The sequence below is a fragment of the Formosa sp. Hel1_33_131 genome, assembly GCF_001735745.1.
Classification (GTDB): Bacteria; Bacteroidota; Bacteroidia; order Flavobacteriales; family Flavobacteriaceae; genus Hel1-33-131.
Genome location: NZ_CP017260.1, coordinates 513,840 through 530,389, shown reverse-complemented (window position 1 = coordinate 530,389; position 16,550 = coordinate 513,840). Strand labels below are relative to the sequence as shown.

Here is a 16,550-nt window from a genome sequence, read left to right as displayed (position 1 = left end):
ATTTTTTATGAGATTAAAATACTACTACCTTTTCTTTATTTCAGTTACAGCCTTTGTTGTTTGGATATTTTTTTCTTTTTCAAAAGAAAATTTAGCTGATAAAGAAATCATAAAAGAGTGTGTGTCTTTTTATACATTAGATTATGATTTGAATTTTAATGATAGTGAATTAGAAAAAAAAATAAATAAATATTTACACCAAACCTGCGCAGAAATAGATATTATTAGAGATAATAAATATATTTTTAAAATTGATAAAAACGATAGTCTTTTAGTATTTAGTAAAAACAACTTATTTAATTATCCTAAATCAGAGATAAAGTTATTTCCAAATAATAAGAATCAAAGATGTCTTAATAAAAATATGAAAATTGGTTTCTATTCAAATAATTTTGAACAAATAGACAATATAAATGAAAAGAACATTAATCAATATTTAATTAAAAATACTGATTCGTTAGTCTATATACCTTTGTTTTCTGGCACTAGAAATCGTGATAAATATGCCATATATATGTATGAAGATGGTATTGTGTCTATTTCTTGTTCCTCTAATATAAATATTAATTTATTAAATAAAATCAACAGAGTGTTAGTAAGCTATATTTCTAATAATGAAATATCTTTTGATTATGCTTTAATACCAATTGTTGTTTTGGATATAACCCCCGCTCCCGCTAGAATTTTCTAGTGGTGACAAAGATTGGCAGTCATTAGTTGAGGTAAAAGTGAAAATTGTTTTCGCAGATTATAAATTTGTATCAGAAGAGTTACAAATAGCTTCAAATCCACTTTTACCGATTAAGACTAGAATTAGGGCTGGAGTTTTAGGTATTGGTTTAGGCTTATCAGCATTGCCAAAAACAATTTATAAATTAAATTCTGCTCCAACAATAGGTGTAGGTGTAGCTCAAATAATGGTTGATTTCCACATTAGCAATGTAGGTGTTACAAATCAACCCGGAAACTAAAAATAATAATTATGAAAAGTATTACAATTTTATGCCTTTTTTTACTTTTGTTTGGATCATGCAACTTAGCACCAGGTAGTTATCCTTATGTTGAAAGATACACTATTAAATTATCAGAAGAGAAATTAATTGATGTTATAAAAAAATTTAAAAAAGATAACCAGAATTACATAGTGCAGCCAAAATATGGGTTTGTTGATGGAAGGAGTTCTGGTAAAGATCATTGGTATCATATTTATTTTAACAATCCACAAAAAAGTCAAATAATGTATGTTTGGGTTCGTAAAAAATCTAAAACAGAAACTATCTTAGCTTTTGTCAGTGTAAAAAAGCATTCGGATTTAGGTAATTGGAAACGCATTAATAAAGACTTTACAAAATCTAAAAATAAAGCAGAAATCAAAGAGTTCGAAAATAGGATTTTGTATAGTTTGGGAATTAATGATTTTATTGAAGATTAATACTTCCGTGCAACCTCTACGGCTCTTTTACGCTAAAGTGTCCCTTATAAGGGAATGTGTTGTTATATAGGGAGTTGTCCACGCTAAAGACGTGGCAGGCTCAAAACAGTTGGAAACTATTTTAGATATGAAAATTGATGTAGTTTTAGTATTTTTACAATATAATATTTTGAAATTACGAACATAGAAGCAAGTGTGAATTTAGGTAATTACGTGTTGGTTAAAAGAGGATATTAATAGAGACCTTTCAATTAGCTAAAACCAAACTTGATGTCACAATCTGTGATGTCAAGTCATTACATTCGTATATTATTAAAAATATGAGTAAAAACTAATCATACCAGACGAAGTAGTGATCAGTAAGATTTACTACATAAGAGATCAAAAAGTAATGTAAGATAGTGATTTAGCAGAACTTTACGAAGTAGAGACAAGAGTCTTAAATCTACAAGTTAAAAGAAATTTAGAAAGGTTTCCTGAAGACTTTATGCTCCAATTGACCAAAGAAGAATGGGGCAACTTGAAGTCGTAATTTGCGACACCAAGTTGGGGAGGAAGAAGAAAATTACCTTTTGTATTTACCGAACACGGAGTACTGATGTTATCGAGTACCTTGAACAGTAAAAAAGCGATTGCAGTAAATATTCATATAATGAGAATTTTTACCAAGCTACGTGAAATGTTAACGGATAATTTAAGCTTAATATTGAAGAAATTAAAAAGAAACTAACAAATCACAGTAAGAATATTGAATTAGTATTTAATTACTTGGATGAATTAGTTGATAAACAAGATAACGAAACACCTAGAACTAAAATAGGTTTTTAAAAAGGATAGAGAATAAGATCTTAGCTAACGAAGTCTATAACTTTCGCAGCCAAAAAAGGCAATATCTCACAAGCTGTAAGCACGGCAACCTCCACGTCTTTTTTACGCTAAAACGCCCCTTTTTTCAGCTTTTTGCCACGGATGTCCATTTTTTTCATATATTAGTTATCCCAATGTAAACTTAACCTAAAATGCACCTCAATACCCCCATTGCAGTCCATTCTAAAAACTTTCTAACAACAGCCTCTAAATGTTGTTGCCAAGACTTGTGGCATCCCTCTAAAATTCAAAGTAGCTCCACAGACAAAATTCATTTTGAATGGAGTTTAAAAAACGCCGTTTTTTCAAATACAAACACCCCTGTCTTATGATCAAATACAGTTGCATCGCACTAATGATAGTAAGTTTTACAGCTTGTAGAACCCTGTCCGTTCAGCAAGAGCGTCAAAACATAACCACTCAAAACTTACAACTTGGTACCATAGGAGTCCATAAGAATTTTTTGTTAGAACAAGACTATAATTTCACCGCCTTCCCACAATTCCAGCATCCGATTAAAGTGCATGTAAATGGAGTACCGTTTAATAAATCCAAGTTAAAGGCCTTTGAAAACGCCAAATCTGCTCAAAACAAGGCCATCGTTGTAAAGTATGTGGATTCTGTGAAACCAAAACCTCGCTTTTTAAAACTAGAAATTGCTGACCGTATCGCTGTTTTGAAGAGCTTAAACAGTGAGGCAAATAAAGATGTTTTTCAGTTTTTACAGAACAAAACCAACGCACATCTAGTATCCACAATTTCAGTGGTTTTCGATGCCGAAATCGCTGCTAAATTAAGCACTGCGCAGCAAGTGTTTTTGGAACATACAGGAATCAATAATTATGTCTTAAAAACCTATAATCAAAATAAAGAACAACATTCAATACACCTCAGTGAAGGGGTGGTGTTTGGGTATCAAACCTCAAAGGCCTGTTGGAAGGAAAATAGAAAACGTCAACTTGAAATTGTGGATTTCGTAGAAAGTGACGATCGCTGTCCAATCAATACCCACCGAGTTGCGAAAAAAGCCAAAAAGAAAATTAACTACAAAAATTTTTAGCGATGAGAAATTTAAAATTAATAACCCTTTTAGCACTAGCAATCAGTTGTGGAGACATCCTACAAGTCGAAGATATTTCACAAAAAACAGTGACGGCTTTAGCCCCCACAAACAACAGTGTTTTAAGCAGTGCGAATGTCACGTTTTCTTGGGAATCTCTTAGAGATTCTGTCCAGTACCGTCTCCAAATTTCAACACCAACTTTTGGCGAAGCCACACAAATTGTGTTGGATTCTTTGGTCACCACCTCGAGTTTCTCAAAGGAATTAACGCCAAATGATTACCAATGGCGTATCCGCGCAGAAAATTCGGGATATACCACCGCTTTTTCAACCCAAAGTTTTTTGGTGGAATCCACGGATGATGTCGATATTTCTGAAGCAACCGTCGTGTTGCTAGCGCCTGCGGATGCCGTTAGTTTTGGTGCTACAGATACCATCAATTTTTCATGGGATCCCGTTTTAAATGCAGAAACCTATTCCTTTCAAATCGCTATTCCTAGTTTTGAAAATGCCACTGAAATTATAAAAAACGAAACCACTGTCGCCACAACTTTTAGCGTTTCAAACTTAGCCGTCAACAGCTATGAATGGCGTGTCCGCGCTCTAAACCCAACGTTTCAAACCAGCTATACCACACAAAAATTCACTGTTGAATAAGAAGAAAAAAACATACCTCCTAATCACCGCGGTCCTTATTGTTTGGGGACTCATTGCTGTTAAAATAAACAGTGCACTACAGTCTAAAGAACTTCTTGAAGTTGAGACCGTCCAAAACCAAACCTTTGTGCCAATTACTCCTATCGAAATGGATTCTTTTTCCATCCAAAAGATAGATCGGGATCCCTTTTTAGGAACGTTTTCAAAACCTCCTAAAAAAATCAAGAGACCCTTGCGCCCCCCTCCAAAACCAATGTCCCTCAAACAAATCACCTATGCAGGAATCGTACAAAAAACACATAGCAAGACCCCTGTTTTTGTGTTGAATATAAACAACCGACAGTATATAATAAAAAAAGGGCAAACCGTCGATAGTGTGACGCTTGTACGTGGTAATTCTAGCGAAATTGTAGTGCGCTACAACCGCCAACTTCAAACCATAAAACGCCCTTAATGATTCTCTTAAAACTTAAATCAGGAGCTTTGCAATTGACGCTGTTTATTTCGATTATTATTGCAGTGTTATTGATGGGGTTTGTTTTATTGGTTCATAGTCATAAACGATTTCAAGTCCAAACAGACTTCATACTTGAAACCACACAGAACGCTCAGAAAGGAATTGAGCACGCTCTGCTCCATTCCATTCGTTTGAAGGACACCGTGGCAATCCCACTTGAAGAACCAAGCTTTAAGACCTTAGAAATCCACCGTGATTTTTGGGGTATTTTTGAAAGAGTCACTTCAGTCTCTAAAATCAAAACCAATCAGTTTCGAAAAGTCGCTTTAATAGGAGCAAAGTCCAAGGATCAAAACCGAACCGCCTTATACCTTCAAGATACACGCAAGCCGTTGGTAGTGGTGGGGAGAACCAAAATTGAGGGCGTCGTTTTTTTACCCAAACAAGGCGTAAAGGCAGGGACTATTTCTGGGCACTCCTATACGGGTTCTCAACTTCTTTATGGTTCCACCCAGCAGTCTTCTACATTACCACCTTTAGCAACGGATATTGTTGATCAAATAGAATCTATTGAATCTCACGTTTCAGAAATTTCAAATACTCAATTCATTACAATTGAATCCGGAAAAGCATATAACAATTCATTTTTTGATCCTCTTCAAATTCATTTCTCAACGACTAATGTTATTCTTAATGAAGTTCAATTGACAGGGCATATTGTCGTGCAGTCCAAAACCAAAATCACAGTTCTGGCATCGGCCGTATTAAAGGATATTGTGCTCATTGCCCCCGAGATTGAAATTGGAAATAATGTCATTTCAAATTTTCAAGCCTTCGCATCAAAGAGAATGAGCGTTGGTAATTCTGTTCAATTAAATTACCCATCGGCATTAATTTTAAATAAAAATCAAGTGGAAAACCTACCAAACACCACTGGTACAAAAGAAAAACCTTCCATAGAAATAGGGAAGTCTTCGGTAGTGAAAGGGGTGGTTGTTTATCAAGGAAACGATCCTCCTAATAATTATAAAACTCAAATTGAACTTCAAGAAACGGCTATTTTGATAGGGGAGTTGTATTGCAATCAAAATACAGAACTCAAAGGAACTGTGTACGGAACCGTATTTGCCAAAAATTTTATAGCCAATCAATTTGGGTCCATTTATCAAAATCATATCTATAACGGAAAAATCAATGTGCATCCATTGCCTAAAGAATATGTAGGACTCTTGTTTAAGAACTCAAAAAAGGAGGTGCTAAAATGGCTGTACTAAAAAAAATAAAGGCCTCCACACTCATGGAAACTCTGATCGCAACGGTTCTTGTAGTGATCACTTTTCTGTTGGCGAGTATGATTTTAAATAACCTAGTGTCCAATGCGGTCACCTCCAATACGATGGCCATTGACACCCATTTGATTGAATTACAGTATTTACAGCAACATCAACAATTGGAAATGCCTTACAGCGAACGCTTTCAGAATTGGAGCATATCCGTAGAGCGTTTAGTGGAATACAATGAACCCTTAATTGTGTTTGAAGCTACAGACTTAGACCGTCATAAAACCATAAGAAAAACGTACAATGCAACCCCTTAAAAAAATAAAAGCCTTTACAATCAGTGAATTGAGTATTGTCCTGCTCTTGACGAGTATTGTCGTAGGGCTGGCGTTTACAGTACTTGGATTGGTGCGAAAACAGATGGGAGTAATGCAAGAAAATTTCAATATTACATTAGAAATAAATAAATTAGAAACGGAGTTGTGGTTAGATTTTAATCGGTATCCTTCCATTCATTTTAATGCTTCCGAGGATAGATTGCTATTGAGGAACGAATTGGATTCGATATCCTATACCTTGTCCGAATCTTATATTATTAAAGAAAAAGATACATTTCCAGTTCAATTAGAAAGCAAGAATTTTTATTTTGATGGCGAACAAGTCACAGCAAATTCAATAGACGCTATAAAGTTAACCACCACTAAAGCATTTCAAAACCGTGCGTTGTTTATTTATGTAAATAACGATGCGACATCATATATGAATACTAAGGAACTTCTTAATCCATAAAAATGCAGCAATGGGCTTTCAATTAAAACAAATAAAAACAGCAACACCACTGTCAGAAATGGAAGCTGAACAACCTTCCTTTTTACAAAAAGAAATCACCCTTTTTGGACAGTCATTTTCCAATAAAATCAAAGAAGATTTTTACACCGAATTGAGTGTCTTGTTAAAAGCGGGAATTACGCTTAAAGATGGTTTAGAGCTTATCGAAAATACCCTAAAGAAAAAAAGACCAAAGAAAATACTTCAAGAACTCTCGGAAGCTATTGTTGCTGGATCTAGTTTGTCAGCGGCTATAAAAACTCATAAAGAATTCTCAGACTATGAATATTTTTCACTGAAAATTGGTGAAGAAACGGGGACATTAGTGCAGGTTTCAGAACAGTTAGGTGCTTTTTTCATCAGAAAAAATGAGCAACGCAGACAAGTGATTAGCGCAATGACTTATCCATCAATAATTTTATCAACCGCTGTAATGGTTGTAGGGTTTATGCTGCACTTTATAGTACCGATGTTTCAAGATATATTCGAACAGCAAAACGTGGAATTACCCGCCATTACAAAATTTATAATCAACGCATCTGAATTCATGAAAAGCTATGGCTGGTTATTTTTTTTACTCATCTTCGGCATCTTTATTTCTAGAGCATTTTTCAATAAAAAAATCTGGTTTATTAAAGCGAAAGACACCTTCGTTTCCAAGCTGCCTTTTCTAGGGGAATTTGTAAAAAAGGTGTATTTGTCTCAGTTTACGCAAGCAGTGACTCTGTTGACAGCTTCTAAAGTTCCTGTGGTCAATAGCATTCAATTGGTTAAACAAATGATTAATTTTTATCCCTTACAAAAAGCCTTAGAAGCCGTTGAACAAGACCTTTTAAAAGGAAAATCGCTAAGTGAGAGTTTAAAGCCACATGCATTGTTTGATGATAAAATGGTTGCCATGGTGAAAGTCGCCGAAGAAACCAATCAAAATGAATTTATTTTTGAACGCTTAAACACTCAATATAATTCTCAAGTACAGCAAAAATCAAAGCTATTGTCAACCATCATGGAACCTGTAATCATCATGTTTGTAGGGGTGATGGTAGGCGTTATTTTAATAGCCATGTACTTGCCAATGTTCAAGTTGAGTAATGTATTGGGGTAAAACTGTGGAGTGTTTAAATCAAGAAATTTAAATGCGATTATATGAAACTATAATAGTGCGCACGAGAAGACTCGAACTTCCACGGGAATAATTCCCACTAGCCCCTCAAGCTAGCGCGTCTACCAATTCCGCCACGTGCGCATTATGAATGTTAAAGGTATAAAAAAAGTTAAGAATAAACTTAACTTTTTTTAGTGACCTGGCTGGGGCTCGAACCCAGGACCCTCTCCTTAAAAGGGAGATGCTCTACCAACTGAGCTACCAGGTCATTTATTTCCCTCAATGCGGCTGCAAATATAAAGGGATTAATTAATTATACAATGCTTTTTCAGATTATTTTTCGTTTTTTTGTTGCAGTTAATTTAAGAGAGGGTATAATCAAATTATTATAAAAGTATGATCGTTGTTTTGTTAGGATATATGGGGTCTGGTAAGTCCACTGTTGGACAGATACTTGCAGTAAAGCTAGGTACTAATTTTTTAGATTTAGACGATTACATTGAACAAAAACAGAAAGCAACCATTTCTGAAATTTTTAATTCTAAAGGCGAAATATTTTTTAGAAAAGTGGAAGCAGAAGCGGTCAAACAGCTGTGTAATGATTCCGATTCCTTAGTTTTAGCATTGGGAGGTGGGACGCCTTGCTATTCCGACACCATGCAATTTTTGGTAAACCACCCCAATGTGGTGACGGTTGTTTTAAATATTTCGATTAAAAATGTATCAGAACGCTTGATTCATGAAAAAGCAAAACGTCCGTTGATTGCCAATTTAAAAAATGAAGACATTCCAGAATTTATAGCCAAACATTTATTTGAACGGTCTTTTTATTACAACCAGGCCGAAATAGGAATCCAAACCGATACCCTAAGTGTCGCCGAAATTGTAGGGACCATTCAGTCCAAATTACTCTAAAATCACTTTCGTTTTTTTTCCTGTAAAGATCACAGAAATATGCTCATGGATAGAGGTTGACAAAGAGATGCCTTTAAAATCTGCTTTGACCGGGTATTTCTTATGGTTTCGATTGACAAGAACCGCCGTTTTAAACTGTTTTAAAGGAACATCCAAAAAATGTTTCACTCCATATATCAAAGTCGTTCCAGAGTTCAATACATCATCCACCAATACCAATGATTTATTTGTGTACGCCTCTTTTGTAAGCGAAGTGGTAATAGGGTTTGTTGGATTTCTTTTGTCAATGCTTACTTTACAAAGAACGGGGTTGATGTCACAAATTTCAACCAAGGCGGCTCTTAATTTCTCAGCAAACAAATAGCCATTGGATTCGATACCAGCAAGAATAACTTCTTGTTCTTCAACATTCGTTTCATAAATCTGATACGCAATTCGTTTTACTTTATGATTTATTTCATCGTGATTTAAAATGCAATTCTCTGTTAAATCCATAGTGTTCGTTTGTTCAAAGATAAAAAACTGTTTTTATTCTTAGGGTATTATTCTTTATTATCATCACTTTCTAAATACCCATCAATTTCTCTACGGTCTTTTTTAGTCGGTCGCCCTTCGCCTTTTTGACGGTAATAATCTTTCGAATATTTTAATAACTCTTGTGCTTCAAATTCAGATTTAGGCGTGGTGTCTATTCTATAGATATCCACAAGTTTAGCCCCCACACGACTGGGGGGAATGTCTAAAACCGTCAATTGATAGTTCACTTGATTCAAGCGCAGCACTATTTTGTCCATAGGATAGATATCTCTGCTTGGCTTTACAATGGCATCATTTACTCTGATATGCCCTTTTTTACATGCTGTTGTGGCAATATTTCGGGTTTTGAAATAACGGACACACCATAAATATTTATCTATTCTCATAAAATGATTAAAACAACGTTAATGTACCCTACAAAAATACTATAATATTGTATCTTGCGGCATTAAATACAGTTTTATGAAATATAAATATAACATACTCTTCATTTGTGCGCTGATTATTTCAGTCATCTCTTGCAGTCCTGACGATGAGGATTCTATAGTATCTGTGCCCGAAAACGATCGTACAGAACAGCAAGTTACAGACAATGATGCACTTGAGATCTTCCTTAATACGCATTATTACAACTCTACAGAGGTGAGTGCTTTGGCAAATCCTAGCATGGCAGATGTGGTAATCACGGAGTTGTTGGATGGTGAAACACTGCCTTCGGATGTGACGCTCTTAATGTCAGCTGTTGAGACTAAAACAACCACTTATTTAGAGGTTGAATATGAATATTATATTTTAAGAATCAACCAAGGCGGGGGTGCTGAATCTCCACATTTTTGTGATAAATTACGTATCAAATATGCAGGATCTCTCATGGATGGCACCAATTTTGATACGAAATCTATACCAGTTAGTGTCGACTTGGCTGGTTATGTCCCAGGTTGGGGTCGAGTGATGCCCGAGTTTAACGTGGGTACATTTATTACGAATTCAGATGGAACGGTATCTTTCGATGATTATGGTATGGGTGTTATGTTTTTACCCTCTGGTTTAGGCTATTATGCGGATTATCAAGAGACGATTCCGTCCTATTCGAATTTGGTTTTTAAGTTTGAATTGCTGCAATCTGAAACTGCAGACCACGATTTTGATAACATTCCAACCTATATGGAGGTGATTGAAGCAGATTATGATTTATTTGGTAAAGATACAGATGAGGATTTAGTGGTTGATTTTGTAGATGGTGATGATGATGGTGATGGGACATCCACTGCGGATGAAGTGCGTGTAGAGACGTTTACAGAGACTACTAGAGGTGCTCTTGAAGCAACGCTCGCTGCGCTTACATTGGAATCAAATCAGTTGATCTCTCCAGTCAAATACAATACAGATCGAAATAACTTTACTGCCAATCGTGTGACAATCCTAGATAGTAATGGCAATGGAATTCCTAATTATTTGGATGACACAGAATCTGAAATAATAGAATAAAGAGTTCAATTATAGATATTAAAGAGGCTGTCTAAAAAGCTACATTTTGTCAATCTGAACTAGTTTCAGATTCTAATAATATTTTGAAAATCAATGTTTTAAGATTCTGAAATAAACCTGCCTACCGTCAGGCAGGCTCAGAATGACAGGTTTTCATACTTTTTAGACAGCCTCTTTGTTTTAAACAGAAATGTATTTACCGTTATTTTCTCTTAATAACTTTCAATGCTTTCTCAACAATGCTATCACTGTTAAGTCCGTATTTTTCCATCAATTGAGCAGGGGTTCCTGACTCTCCAAACGTATCATTCGTCGCTACAAACTCTTGCGGTGTTGGATGGTGAAGTCCTAAGACTCTCGCCACACTTTCTCCCAAACCTCCAAGGTGGTTGTGTTCTTCGGCAGTGACAATACAACCTGTTTTCGCCACAGAATCTAAAATGGCTTTATCATCTAAGGGTTTGATGGTATGGATATTGATCACATCCGCTGAAATGCCTTGTTCATGCAATACTTTGGCGGCTTCAAGCGCTTCCCAAACAAGATGTCCAGTCGCAACAATCGTCACATCCGAACCTTCTTGAAGTTGAATGGCTTTTCCAATTTCAAACACTTGATCAGCAGGAGTGAAAACGGGCACTGCTGGCCTTCCAAATCTTAAATAGACAGGACCTTCATAATCCGCAATCGCAATCGTTGCTGCTTTGGTTTGGTTGTAGTCACAGGTATTGATAACCACCATGCCCGGAAGCATTTTCATCAATCCGATATCTTCTAGGATTTGGTGGGTAGCGCCATCTTCACCTAGGGTTAATCCAGCGTGAGATGCACATATTTTTACATTCTTGTCAGAGTATGCGATCGATTGTCTGATTTGATCATAAACACGACCGGTAGAAAAGTTAGCAAACGTTCCTGTAAAGGGTATTTTACCTCCAATAGTCAAGCCGGCGGCAATAGACATCATATTCGCTTCCGCAATTCCAATTTGAAAAAAACGTTCTGGATTTTCATCAATAAATTGATTCATTTTTAAAGAGCCAATCAAATCTGCACAAAGTGCCACGACGTTTGGGTTGGTTCTTCCAAGCTCTGTAAGACCAGCTCCAAAACCACTTCTCGTATCTTTTTTCTCTGTATATGTATAAGTTTTCATTCTATGTTGGTTTTGAAATTAATAATCTCCTAAAGTTTCTGGATTCTGATTTAAAGCACTTTCTAACTGTTCGTCATTCGGTGCTTTTCCGTGCCATGCATGGGTGTGCATCATGAAATCAACACCATTGCCCATCATGGTTTTTAAGAGCACACAAACCGGTTTTCCTTTTCCAGTAGCAGCTTTGGCCGTTGCCATTCCTTCTAAGATGGCCTCAATATCATTTCCGTTTTCAATTTCGATAACCGTCCAATCAAAAGCTTCAAACTTCCGTTTAATACTTCCCATAGGAAGTACATCATCGGTAGCGCCGTCAATTTGTTTGCCGTTTAAATCGATGGTTGCAATGATATTGTCAACATTTTTTGCAGAAGCATACATGATCGCTTCCCAATTTTGACCCTCTTGTAATTCGCCATCGCCGTGAAGGCTATAGATCAAACGTGCATCTTTATTTAATTTTTTTGTTTGTGCCGCACCAATAGCAACCGAAAGCCCTTGACCTAAAGATCCAGAAGCAATTCGAATTCCGGGAAGCCCTTCATGTGTTGTTGGGTGGCCTTGCAATCGTGAGTTTAACAATCTAAACGTGTTCAGTTCTTCAACTGGGAAGTAGCCTGAATGTGCCAATACGCTGTAAAAAACAGGAGAAATATGACCATTTGAAAGGAAAAATAAATCCTCATCAATCCCATCCATGTCAAAACCTTCTTTGCGATGCATGATGTTCGTATAAAGTGCCACTAGAAATTCTGCACAGCCTAAGGAACCGCCTGGATGTCCAGAGTTTACTTTGTGAACCATTCGTAAAATATCTCTACGAACTTGGGTTGTTAAATCATGTAAATTTTTGTTTGACATTGACTAGGTTTTAGATGTTAAAAAATCGATCTCCAAATATAATTTTTATTTTAAAGAGATAAGATAATTAATCTTGTATTTTTTACAATTTAACTAACAATTTATAAAAAGGGAGAAGCAGTGTTTGAAAGTGTAATTTATTTTCTATTTTTACACATATTTTTGAACCATTTCTATGTTAAAATTCCTCAGACTACAAGAGTATAAAGTAATGCTTTACAGACTGTTACTTGTTTATTTTTTTTACACACTAAGTCGTTTTTTATTCTTTATTTATAATTATTCGTTTTTAGAAATTGATTCTCTATTTGAGTACTTAAGACTGAGTTATCACGGACTTGCATTTGATACGACCGCTATATTTTATCTAAATGGTTTATTTGTGTTGTTTTCAATGCTTCCATTGAGAGTTAATACGCAAAGAGGCTATCAGAAATTTTTGTTTATTATTTACTTTTTGACCAACTTGATCGGGATGGTCTTGAACTTTGTGGATTTGATTTATTACAAATATAATTTTAGCAGGACCACCGTTTCTGAGTGGGATGTGATTGAAAATGAAAGCAATCTCCCTCAAATGCTTGGGCGTTTTGCCGTCAGTTATTGGCATGTTTTTCTCTTATTTATTTTATCAGCTGCTTTGTGGATATTCCTTTACAAAAAGGTAAAAGTGAGCACAGAACCCTATGCGAAAAGTTTAACGGCTTACATCCTTACATCCGTAGTTTCGTTTCTTATTATGGCAACGCTTATGGTCGGAGGGATTAGAGGTGATTTTAAATACAGCACACGCCCCATAAATCTAGTGGATGCAAACAGGCATACCTCTAAAATTCAACATGCCGATTTTGTGCTAAACACTCCTTTTGCAATTATTAGAACCTTCAATAAAAAGACTTTTAAAAAAGTATCTTTTGATTTGCAGAAATCGGTTGTTGACAGTTTAGTGCAACCGATGAAAGTCTATCAAAAAACAGTTCCAAACAAACCAAACATCGTTGTTTTTATTACCGAAAGTTACAGCAGAGAATATATAGGCGCCTTTAATAACCCTACAGAAATCAAGGATTATGTTGGTTATACGCCCTTCTTAGATTCGCTAGCAACGAAAAGTTTGATATTTAACAATGCCTTTGCAAACGGCAGAAAATCCATCCACGGAATGTCTTCCGTATTGGCAGGAATTCCTTCCTTTAAAGATGCGTTTACGTCCTCCCCTTTTGCAAATCAAGATGTGGAATCGCTCGTATCTGTGTTAAACGACGAAGGCTACGACACTTCTTTTTTCCATGGAGCTCCCAATGGGTCTATGGGGTTTTTAGGATTTTCAAACATTCTAGGATTTGATCACTATTATGGAAAAACAGAATTCAACAACGACCTCTTATTTGATGGTGTTTGGGGGATTTGGGACGATCCCTTTTTTCAATACACAAAAGAGGTTTTAGATACCAAAACGACGCCCTTTTTCTCTACAATTTTCACGGTCACTTCTCACGAACCCTATATTGTTCCTAAGGAATATGAAGGGGTATTCCCTAAAGGAAACCTGCCAATGCACCAATGTGTAGGCTATACTGATTTTGCTTTCAAACAATTCTTTGAAGCCGCCAAAAAAGAATCTTGGTTTGACAACACGATTTTTATCATTACCGCCGATCATACCAATCAAATTTATTACAAGGAACAGTATTTGAATCCGATTAACAGGTATGCCGTTCCCATTTTGATTTACAGCCCTAATGAAGAATATATAGGAGTTAATACTGATTTGGCACAACAAATTGACATCTACCCAACCATTTTAGACATGGTCGGATACAACAAGCCGTTTAGAAGTTGGGGGCGTAGTTTAGTGGATAGTAGTGTTGACAGAATGCCCCCTTATGTGATGAATTTTAACGGGCAAAATTATCAATACAGTAAGGGGAATATAATTTGTATCTTTGACGGAGCAAAAGCCATTGGTTTTTATGATATAAATGATTTAAAGCTGGAAACAAATTTAATAGCAAACCGTACTGAAGAAATGGACGCTGTTGAGTTGGCTTGTAAAGCATTTTTAAAAGATTATTTTGAACGAATTATTGATAGAAATTTATAATTAAAATAGAATAGTGATGAAGAAAAAAATAGGACTCTTTCTTTTAAGTGTGATTGTGATAGGTGTTTCAAAATATGTGTACGATGTACATATCAATTATAATTTCAAAGAAATTTCAGAAAATAAAGTTTATAAATCAGGGGTAATTCCTCCTGAGAAAATCGCAACATACATTCAAGATCACCAAATCAATAGTGTAATCGATTTACGTTTTCCTCATACCACTGACAAGGTGAATAATCCAGAAATTCCTCAAGAACTCACTGCTGAAAAAGAAGCCGTTGAAAAGCTTGAAGGAGTGACTTATTTTAACCTAGGAACCGATCAAGTGCCAACACAAGAAACAGTTGATAAATTCTTAACCATCATGGACGATCCGTCTAACTATCCTGTATTGCTTCATTGCTATCATGGGGTGGGTCGTGCACAATTATTTTCTGCAATTTATAGAATGGAGTACGAAGGTTGGAGCAATCAAGACGCTCGCGAACAAACTCGTGTACTCCTAAAAGGCAGCTCGTTTGATGAAGGTGCGCCCAAAGGCGATTACTTAATCAACTACAAGCCGCGTCCGAAGAAATAATAGCCATCAGAAGTTTTTGTGCTTAGGGTATTAAAGTTATTTTTATATCCTAAAAAAAATTCACCATTAACCTTGTAATTTAAGAGTTTGAAATTCGATTTACTAAAAAAAGACACGGATACGAAGGCGCGTGCAGCCACCATAACAACAGATCACGGCGTGATTGAAACTCCCATTTTTATGCCAGTAGGCACCGTGGGAACTGTCAAAGGTGTGCACCAACGCGAACTTAAAAATGACATCAATCCAGATGTTATTTTAGCAAATACCTATCATTTATTCCTTCGCCCTCAAATAGATATTTTAGAAAAAGCAGGGGGACTTCATAAATTCATGAATTGGGACCGCAATATTCTGACGGATTCCGGAGGGTATCAAGTGTATTCCCTTTCTGCCAATCGAAAAATTAAAGAAGAAGGCGTCCGATTTAAAAGTCATATTGATGGCAGTATGCACACCTTTACACCAGAAAATGTGATGGAAATTCAGCGCAGTATTGGCGCCGATATCATCATGGCTTTTGATGAATGTACGCCCTATCCTTGCGATTATAACTATGCAAAACGATCGATGTACATGACGCACCGTTGGTTGGACCGTTGTATAAATCACCTCGATAAAACACCCTTAAAATACGGTTTTGATCAAGCGTTTTTCCCGATTGTTCAGGGAAGTACCTATAAAGATTTAAGACAGCAATCAGCTGAATACATCGCCAATGCCGGCGCGGTAGGGAATGCCATTGGCGGACTGTCAGTAGGAGAGCCAGCAGATGAAATGTATGCCATGACCGATGTAGTTTGCGAAATTCTTCCCGAAGATAAACCCCGCTATTTAATGGGTGTAGGAACGCCAATCAATATTTTAGAAAACATTGCTTTGGGTGTTGATATGTTTGATTGTGTGATGCCAACGCGTAACGCTAGAAATGGAATGTTATTTACAGCCCATGGCTCTATAAATATTAAAAATCTAAAATGGAAAGATGATTTTTCTCCCATTGATGAGATGGGAATTACCTTTGTAGACACCGAATATTCAAAAGCATATTTAAAACATTTGTTCAGTGTTAACGAATTATTAGGAAAACAAATCGCTACAATTCATAACTTAGGCTTTTATTTATGGTTGACTCGCGAAGCTCGAAAGCATATTTTAGCAGGTGATTTTGGAACTTGGAAAGCCATGATGGTCAAACAAATGGATAATCGTTTATAG

The 16,550-nt window shown here is 36.0% G+C and carries 19 protein-coding genes, 2 tRNA genes and 1 pseudogene; 16 read left to right on the top strand and 6 right to left on the bottom strand.

Features of this window, described 5'->3' with window-relative positions:
• Positions 1–7: 7 nt before the first annotated feature.
• From FORMB_RS02310 to FORMB_RS02255, 11 genes and pseudogenes are all read left to right on the top strand, one after another.
• Complete coding sequence (locus tag FORMB_RS02310) at positions 8–691, top strand: hypothetical protein (protein ID WP_069675916.1); 684 nt, start codon at positions 8–10, stop codon at positions 689–691.
• A gap of 37 nt (positions 692–728) precedes the next feature.
• Positions 729–971 carry a hypothetical protein gene (locus FORMB_RS02305; protein WP_069675915.1) on the top strand — a complete coding sequence of 81 codons (243 nt, stop codon included), beginning with the start codon at positions 729–731 and terminating at the stop codon, positions 969–971.
• Between the two features lie 11 nt (positions 972–982).
• On the top strand, positions 983–1,432 hold the full coding sequence (locus FORMB_RS02300) for a hypothetical protein (RefSeq protein WP_069675914.1): 450 nt from the start codon (positions 983–985) through the stop codon (positions 1,430–1,432).
• Positions 1,433–1,889: 457 nt separating this feature from the next.
• Positions 1,890–1,964: pseudogene (locus FORMB_RS13290) on the top strand (ORF6N domain-containing protein); the annotation flags it as partial.
• A gap of 615 nt (positions 1,965–2,579) precedes the next feature.
• The gene (locus FORMB_RS02285) at positions 2,580–3,359 is read left to right on the top strand and encodes a hypothetical protein (RefSeq protein WP_157498065.1); all 780 of its coding nucleotides are present in this window, start codon (positions 2,580–2,582) and stop codon (positions 3,357–3,359) included.
• Between the two features lie 2 nt (positions 3,360–3,361).
• Positions 3,362–4,018, top strand: a complete 657-nt coding sequence (locus FORMB_RS02280; RefSeq protein WP_069675911.1) for a hypothetical protein — start codon at positions 3,362–3,364, stop codon at positions 4,016–4,018.
• Positions 4,011–4,472 (top strand): hypothetical protein, encoded by a 462-nt coding sequence (locus tag FORMB_RS02275; protein ID WP_069675910.1) that lies wholly within the window; start codon positions 4,011–4,013, stop codon positions 4,470–4,472. The genes FORMB_RS02280 and FORMB_RS02275 overlap by 8 nt, the downstream gene beginning before the upstream one ends.
• Positions 4,472–5,749: a hypothetical protein gene (locus FORMB_RS02270; RefSeq protein WP_069675909.1), complete on the top strand. Its 1,278-nt coding sequence runs from the start codon at positions 4,472–4,474 to the stop codon at positions 5,747–5,749. The genes FORMB_RS02275 and FORMB_RS02270 overlap by 1 nt, the downstream gene beginning before the upstream one ends.
• On the top strand, positions 5,737–6,072 hold the full coding sequence (locus FORMB_RS02265; protein WP_069675908.1) for a hypothetical protein: 336 nt from the start codon (positions 5,737–5,739) through the stop codon (positions 6,070–6,072). Before FORMB_RS02270 ends, FORMB_RS02265 begins: the two co-directional genes overlap by 13 nt.
• Positions 6,059–6,544: a type II secretion system protein gene (locus tag FORMB_RS02260; protein WP_231925561.1), complete on the top strand. Its 486-nt coding sequence runs from the start codon at positions 6,059–6,061 to the stop codon at positions 6,542–6,544. Before FORMB_RS02265 ends, FORMB_RS02260 begins: the two co-directional genes overlap by 14 nt.
• A gap of 10 nt (positions 6,545–6,554) precedes the next feature.
• On the top strand, positions 6,555–7,688 hold the full coding sequence (locus FORMB_RS02255) for a type II secretion system F family protein (RefSeq protein ID WP_069675907.1): 1,134 nt from the start codon (positions 6,555–6,557) through the stop codon (positions 7,686–7,688).
• Positions 7,689–7,744: 56 nt separating this feature from the next.
• On the opposite strand, the gene FORMB_RS02250 is transcribed toward FORMB_RS02255, so the two are convergent.
• Positions 7,745–7,829 (bottom strand) — tRNA-Leu (locus FORMB_RS02250).
• Positions 7,830–7,883: 54 nt separating this feature from the next.
• Positions 7,884–7,956, bottom strand: a tRNA-Lys gene (locus FORMB_RS02245).
• Between the two features lie 128 nt (positions 7,957–8,084).
• Between FORMB_RS02245 and FORMB_RS02240 the strand changes: the two genes are divergently transcribed.
• Positions 8,085–8,603, top strand: coding sequence for a shikimate kinase (locus FORMB_RS02240; RefSeq protein WP_069675906.1), 519 nt, complete (start codon positions 8,085–8,087; stop codon positions 8,601–8,603).
• Here the strand turns inward: FORMB_RS02240 and FORMB_RS02235 are convergent.
• Together FORMB_RS02235 and FORMB_RS02230 are read right to left on the bottom strand one after the other, a co-directional pair.
• Positions 8,595–9,098 carry a phosphoribosyltransferase family protein gene (locus FORMB_RS02235; RefSeq protein ID WP_069675905.1) on the bottom strand — a complete coding sequence of 168 codons (504 nt, stop codon included), beginning with the start codon at positions 9,096–9,098 and terminating at the stop codon, positions 8,595–8,597. The genes FORMB_RS02240 and FORMB_RS02235 overlap by 9 nt on opposite strands.
• Positions 9,099–9,145: 47 nt before the next feature.
• Positions 9,146–9,526, bottom strand: coding sequence for an RNA-binding S4 domain-containing protein (locus tag FORMB_RS02230; protein WP_069675904.1), 381 nt, complete (start codon positions 9,524–9,526; stop codon positions 9,146–9,148).
• Between the two features lie 76 nt (positions 9,527–9,602).
• On the opposite strand from FORMB_RS02230, the gene FORMB_RS02225 reads away from it, so the two are divergent.
• Positions 9,603–10,628, top strand: coding sequence for an FKBP-type peptidyl-prolyl cis-trans isomerase (locus FORMB_RS02225; RefSeq protein ID WP_069675903.1), 1,026 nt, complete (start codon positions 9,603–9,605; stop codon positions 10,626–10,628).
• Between the two features lie 202 nt (positions 10,629–10,830).
• Here FORMB_RS02225 and FORMB_RS02220 read toward each other — a convergent pair whose 3' ends face one another.
• The gene (locus tag FORMB_RS02220; RefSeq protein WP_069675902.1) at positions 10,831–11,784 is read right to left on the bottom strand and encodes a transketolase family protein; all 954 of its coding nucleotides are present in this window, start codon (positions 11,782–11,784) and stop codon (positions 10,831–10,833) included.
• Positions 11,785–11,802: 18 nt separating this feature from the next.
• Positions 11,803–12,645, bottom strand: a complete 843-nt coding sequence (locus FORMB_RS02215; protein WP_069675901.1) for a transketolase — start codon at positions 12,643–12,645, stop codon at positions 11,803–11,805.
• Positions 12,646–12,820: 175 nt separating this feature from the next.
• On the opposite strand from FORMB_RS02215, the gene FORMB_RS02210 reads away from it, so the two are divergent.
• The 3 genes from FORMB_RS02210 to tgt all read left to right on the top strand — a co-directional run bounded on the left by FORMB_RS02210 (position 12,821) and on the right by tgt (position 16,550).
• The gene (locus FORMB_RS02210) at positions 12,821–14,749 is read left to right on the top strand and encodes an LTA synthase family protein (protein WP_069675900.1); all 1,929 of its coding nucleotides are present in this window, start codon (positions 12,821–12,823) and stop codon (positions 14,747–14,749) included.
• Between the two features lie 16 nt (positions 14,750–14,765).
• Entirely contained in the window at positions 14,766–15,332 is a 567-nt protein-coding gene (locus tag FORMB_RS02205; protein WP_069675899.1) for a dual specificity protein phosphatase family protein, read from the top strand.
• Positions 15,333–15,419: 87 nt separating this feature from the next.
• On the top strand, positions 15,420–16,550 hold the full coding sequence (gene tgt / locus FORMB_RS02200) for a tRNA guanosine(34) transglycosylase Tgt (RefSeq protein WP_069675898.1): 1,131 nt from the start codon (positions 15,420–15,422) through the stop codon (positions 16,548–16,550).

Coding starts and splice junctions, on each gene's coding strand:
- FORMB_RS02310 (WP_069675916.1), top strand. CDS start 8: ATGAGATTAAAATACTACTACCTTTTCTTTATTTCAGTTACAGCCTTT.
- FORMB_RS02300 (WP_069675914.1), top strand. CDS start 983: ATGAAAAGTATTACAATTTTATGCCTTTTTTTACTTTTGTTTGGATCA.
- FORMB_RS02285 (WP_157498065.1), top strand. CDS start 2,580: ATGGAGTTTAAAAAACGCCGTTTTTTCAAATACAAACACCCCTGTCTT.
- FORMB_RS02280 (WP_069675911.1), top strand. CDS start 3,362: ATGAGAAATTTAAAATTAATAACCCTTTTAGCACTAGCAATCAGTTGT.
- FORMB_RS02270 (WP_069675909.1), top strand. CDS start 4,472: ATGATTCTCTTAAAACTTAAATCAGGAGCTTTGCAATTGACGCTGTTT.
- FORMB_RS02265 (WP_069675908.1), top strand. CDS start 5,737: ATGGCTGTACTAAAAAAAATAAAGGCCTCCACACTCATGGAAACTCTG.
- FORMB_RS02260 (WP_231925561.1), top strand. CDS start 6,059: ATGCAACCCCTTAAAAAAATAAAAGCCTTTACAATCAGTGAATTGAGT.
- FORMB_RS02255 (WP_069675907.1), top strand. CDS start 6,555: ATGGGCTTTCAATTAAAACAAATAAAAACAGCAACACCACTGTCAGAA.
- FORMB_RS02240 (WP_069675906.1), top strand. CDS start 8,085: ATGATCGTTGTTTTGTTAGGATATATGGGGTCTGGTAAGTCCACTGTT.
- FORMB_RS02235 (WP_069675905.1), bottom strand. CDS start 9,098: ATGGATTTAACAGAGAATTGCATTTTAAATCACGATGAAATAAATCAT.
- FORMB_RS02230 (WP_069675904.1), bottom strand. CDS start 9,526: ATGAGAATAGATAAATATTTATGGTGTGTCCGTTATTTCAAAACCCGA.
- FORMB_RS02225 (WP_069675903.1), top strand. CDS start 9,603: ATGAAATATAAATATAACATACTCTTCATTTGTGCGCTGATTATTTCA.
- FORMB_RS02220 (WP_069675902.1), bottom strand. CDS start 11,784: ATGAAAACTTATACATATACAGAGAAAAAAGATACGAGAAGTGGTTTT.
- FORMB_RS02215 (WP_069675901.1), bottom strand. CDS start 12,645: ATGTCAAACAAAAATTTACATGATTTAACAACCCAAGTTCGTAGAGAT.
- FORMB_RS02210 (WP_069675900.1), top strand. CDS start 12,821: ATGTTAAAATTCCTCAGACTACAAGAGTATAAAGTAATGCTTTACAGA.
- FORMB_RS02205 (WP_069675899.1), top strand. CDS start 14,766: ATGAAGAAAAAAATAGGACTCTTTCTTTTAAGTGTGATTGTGATAGGT.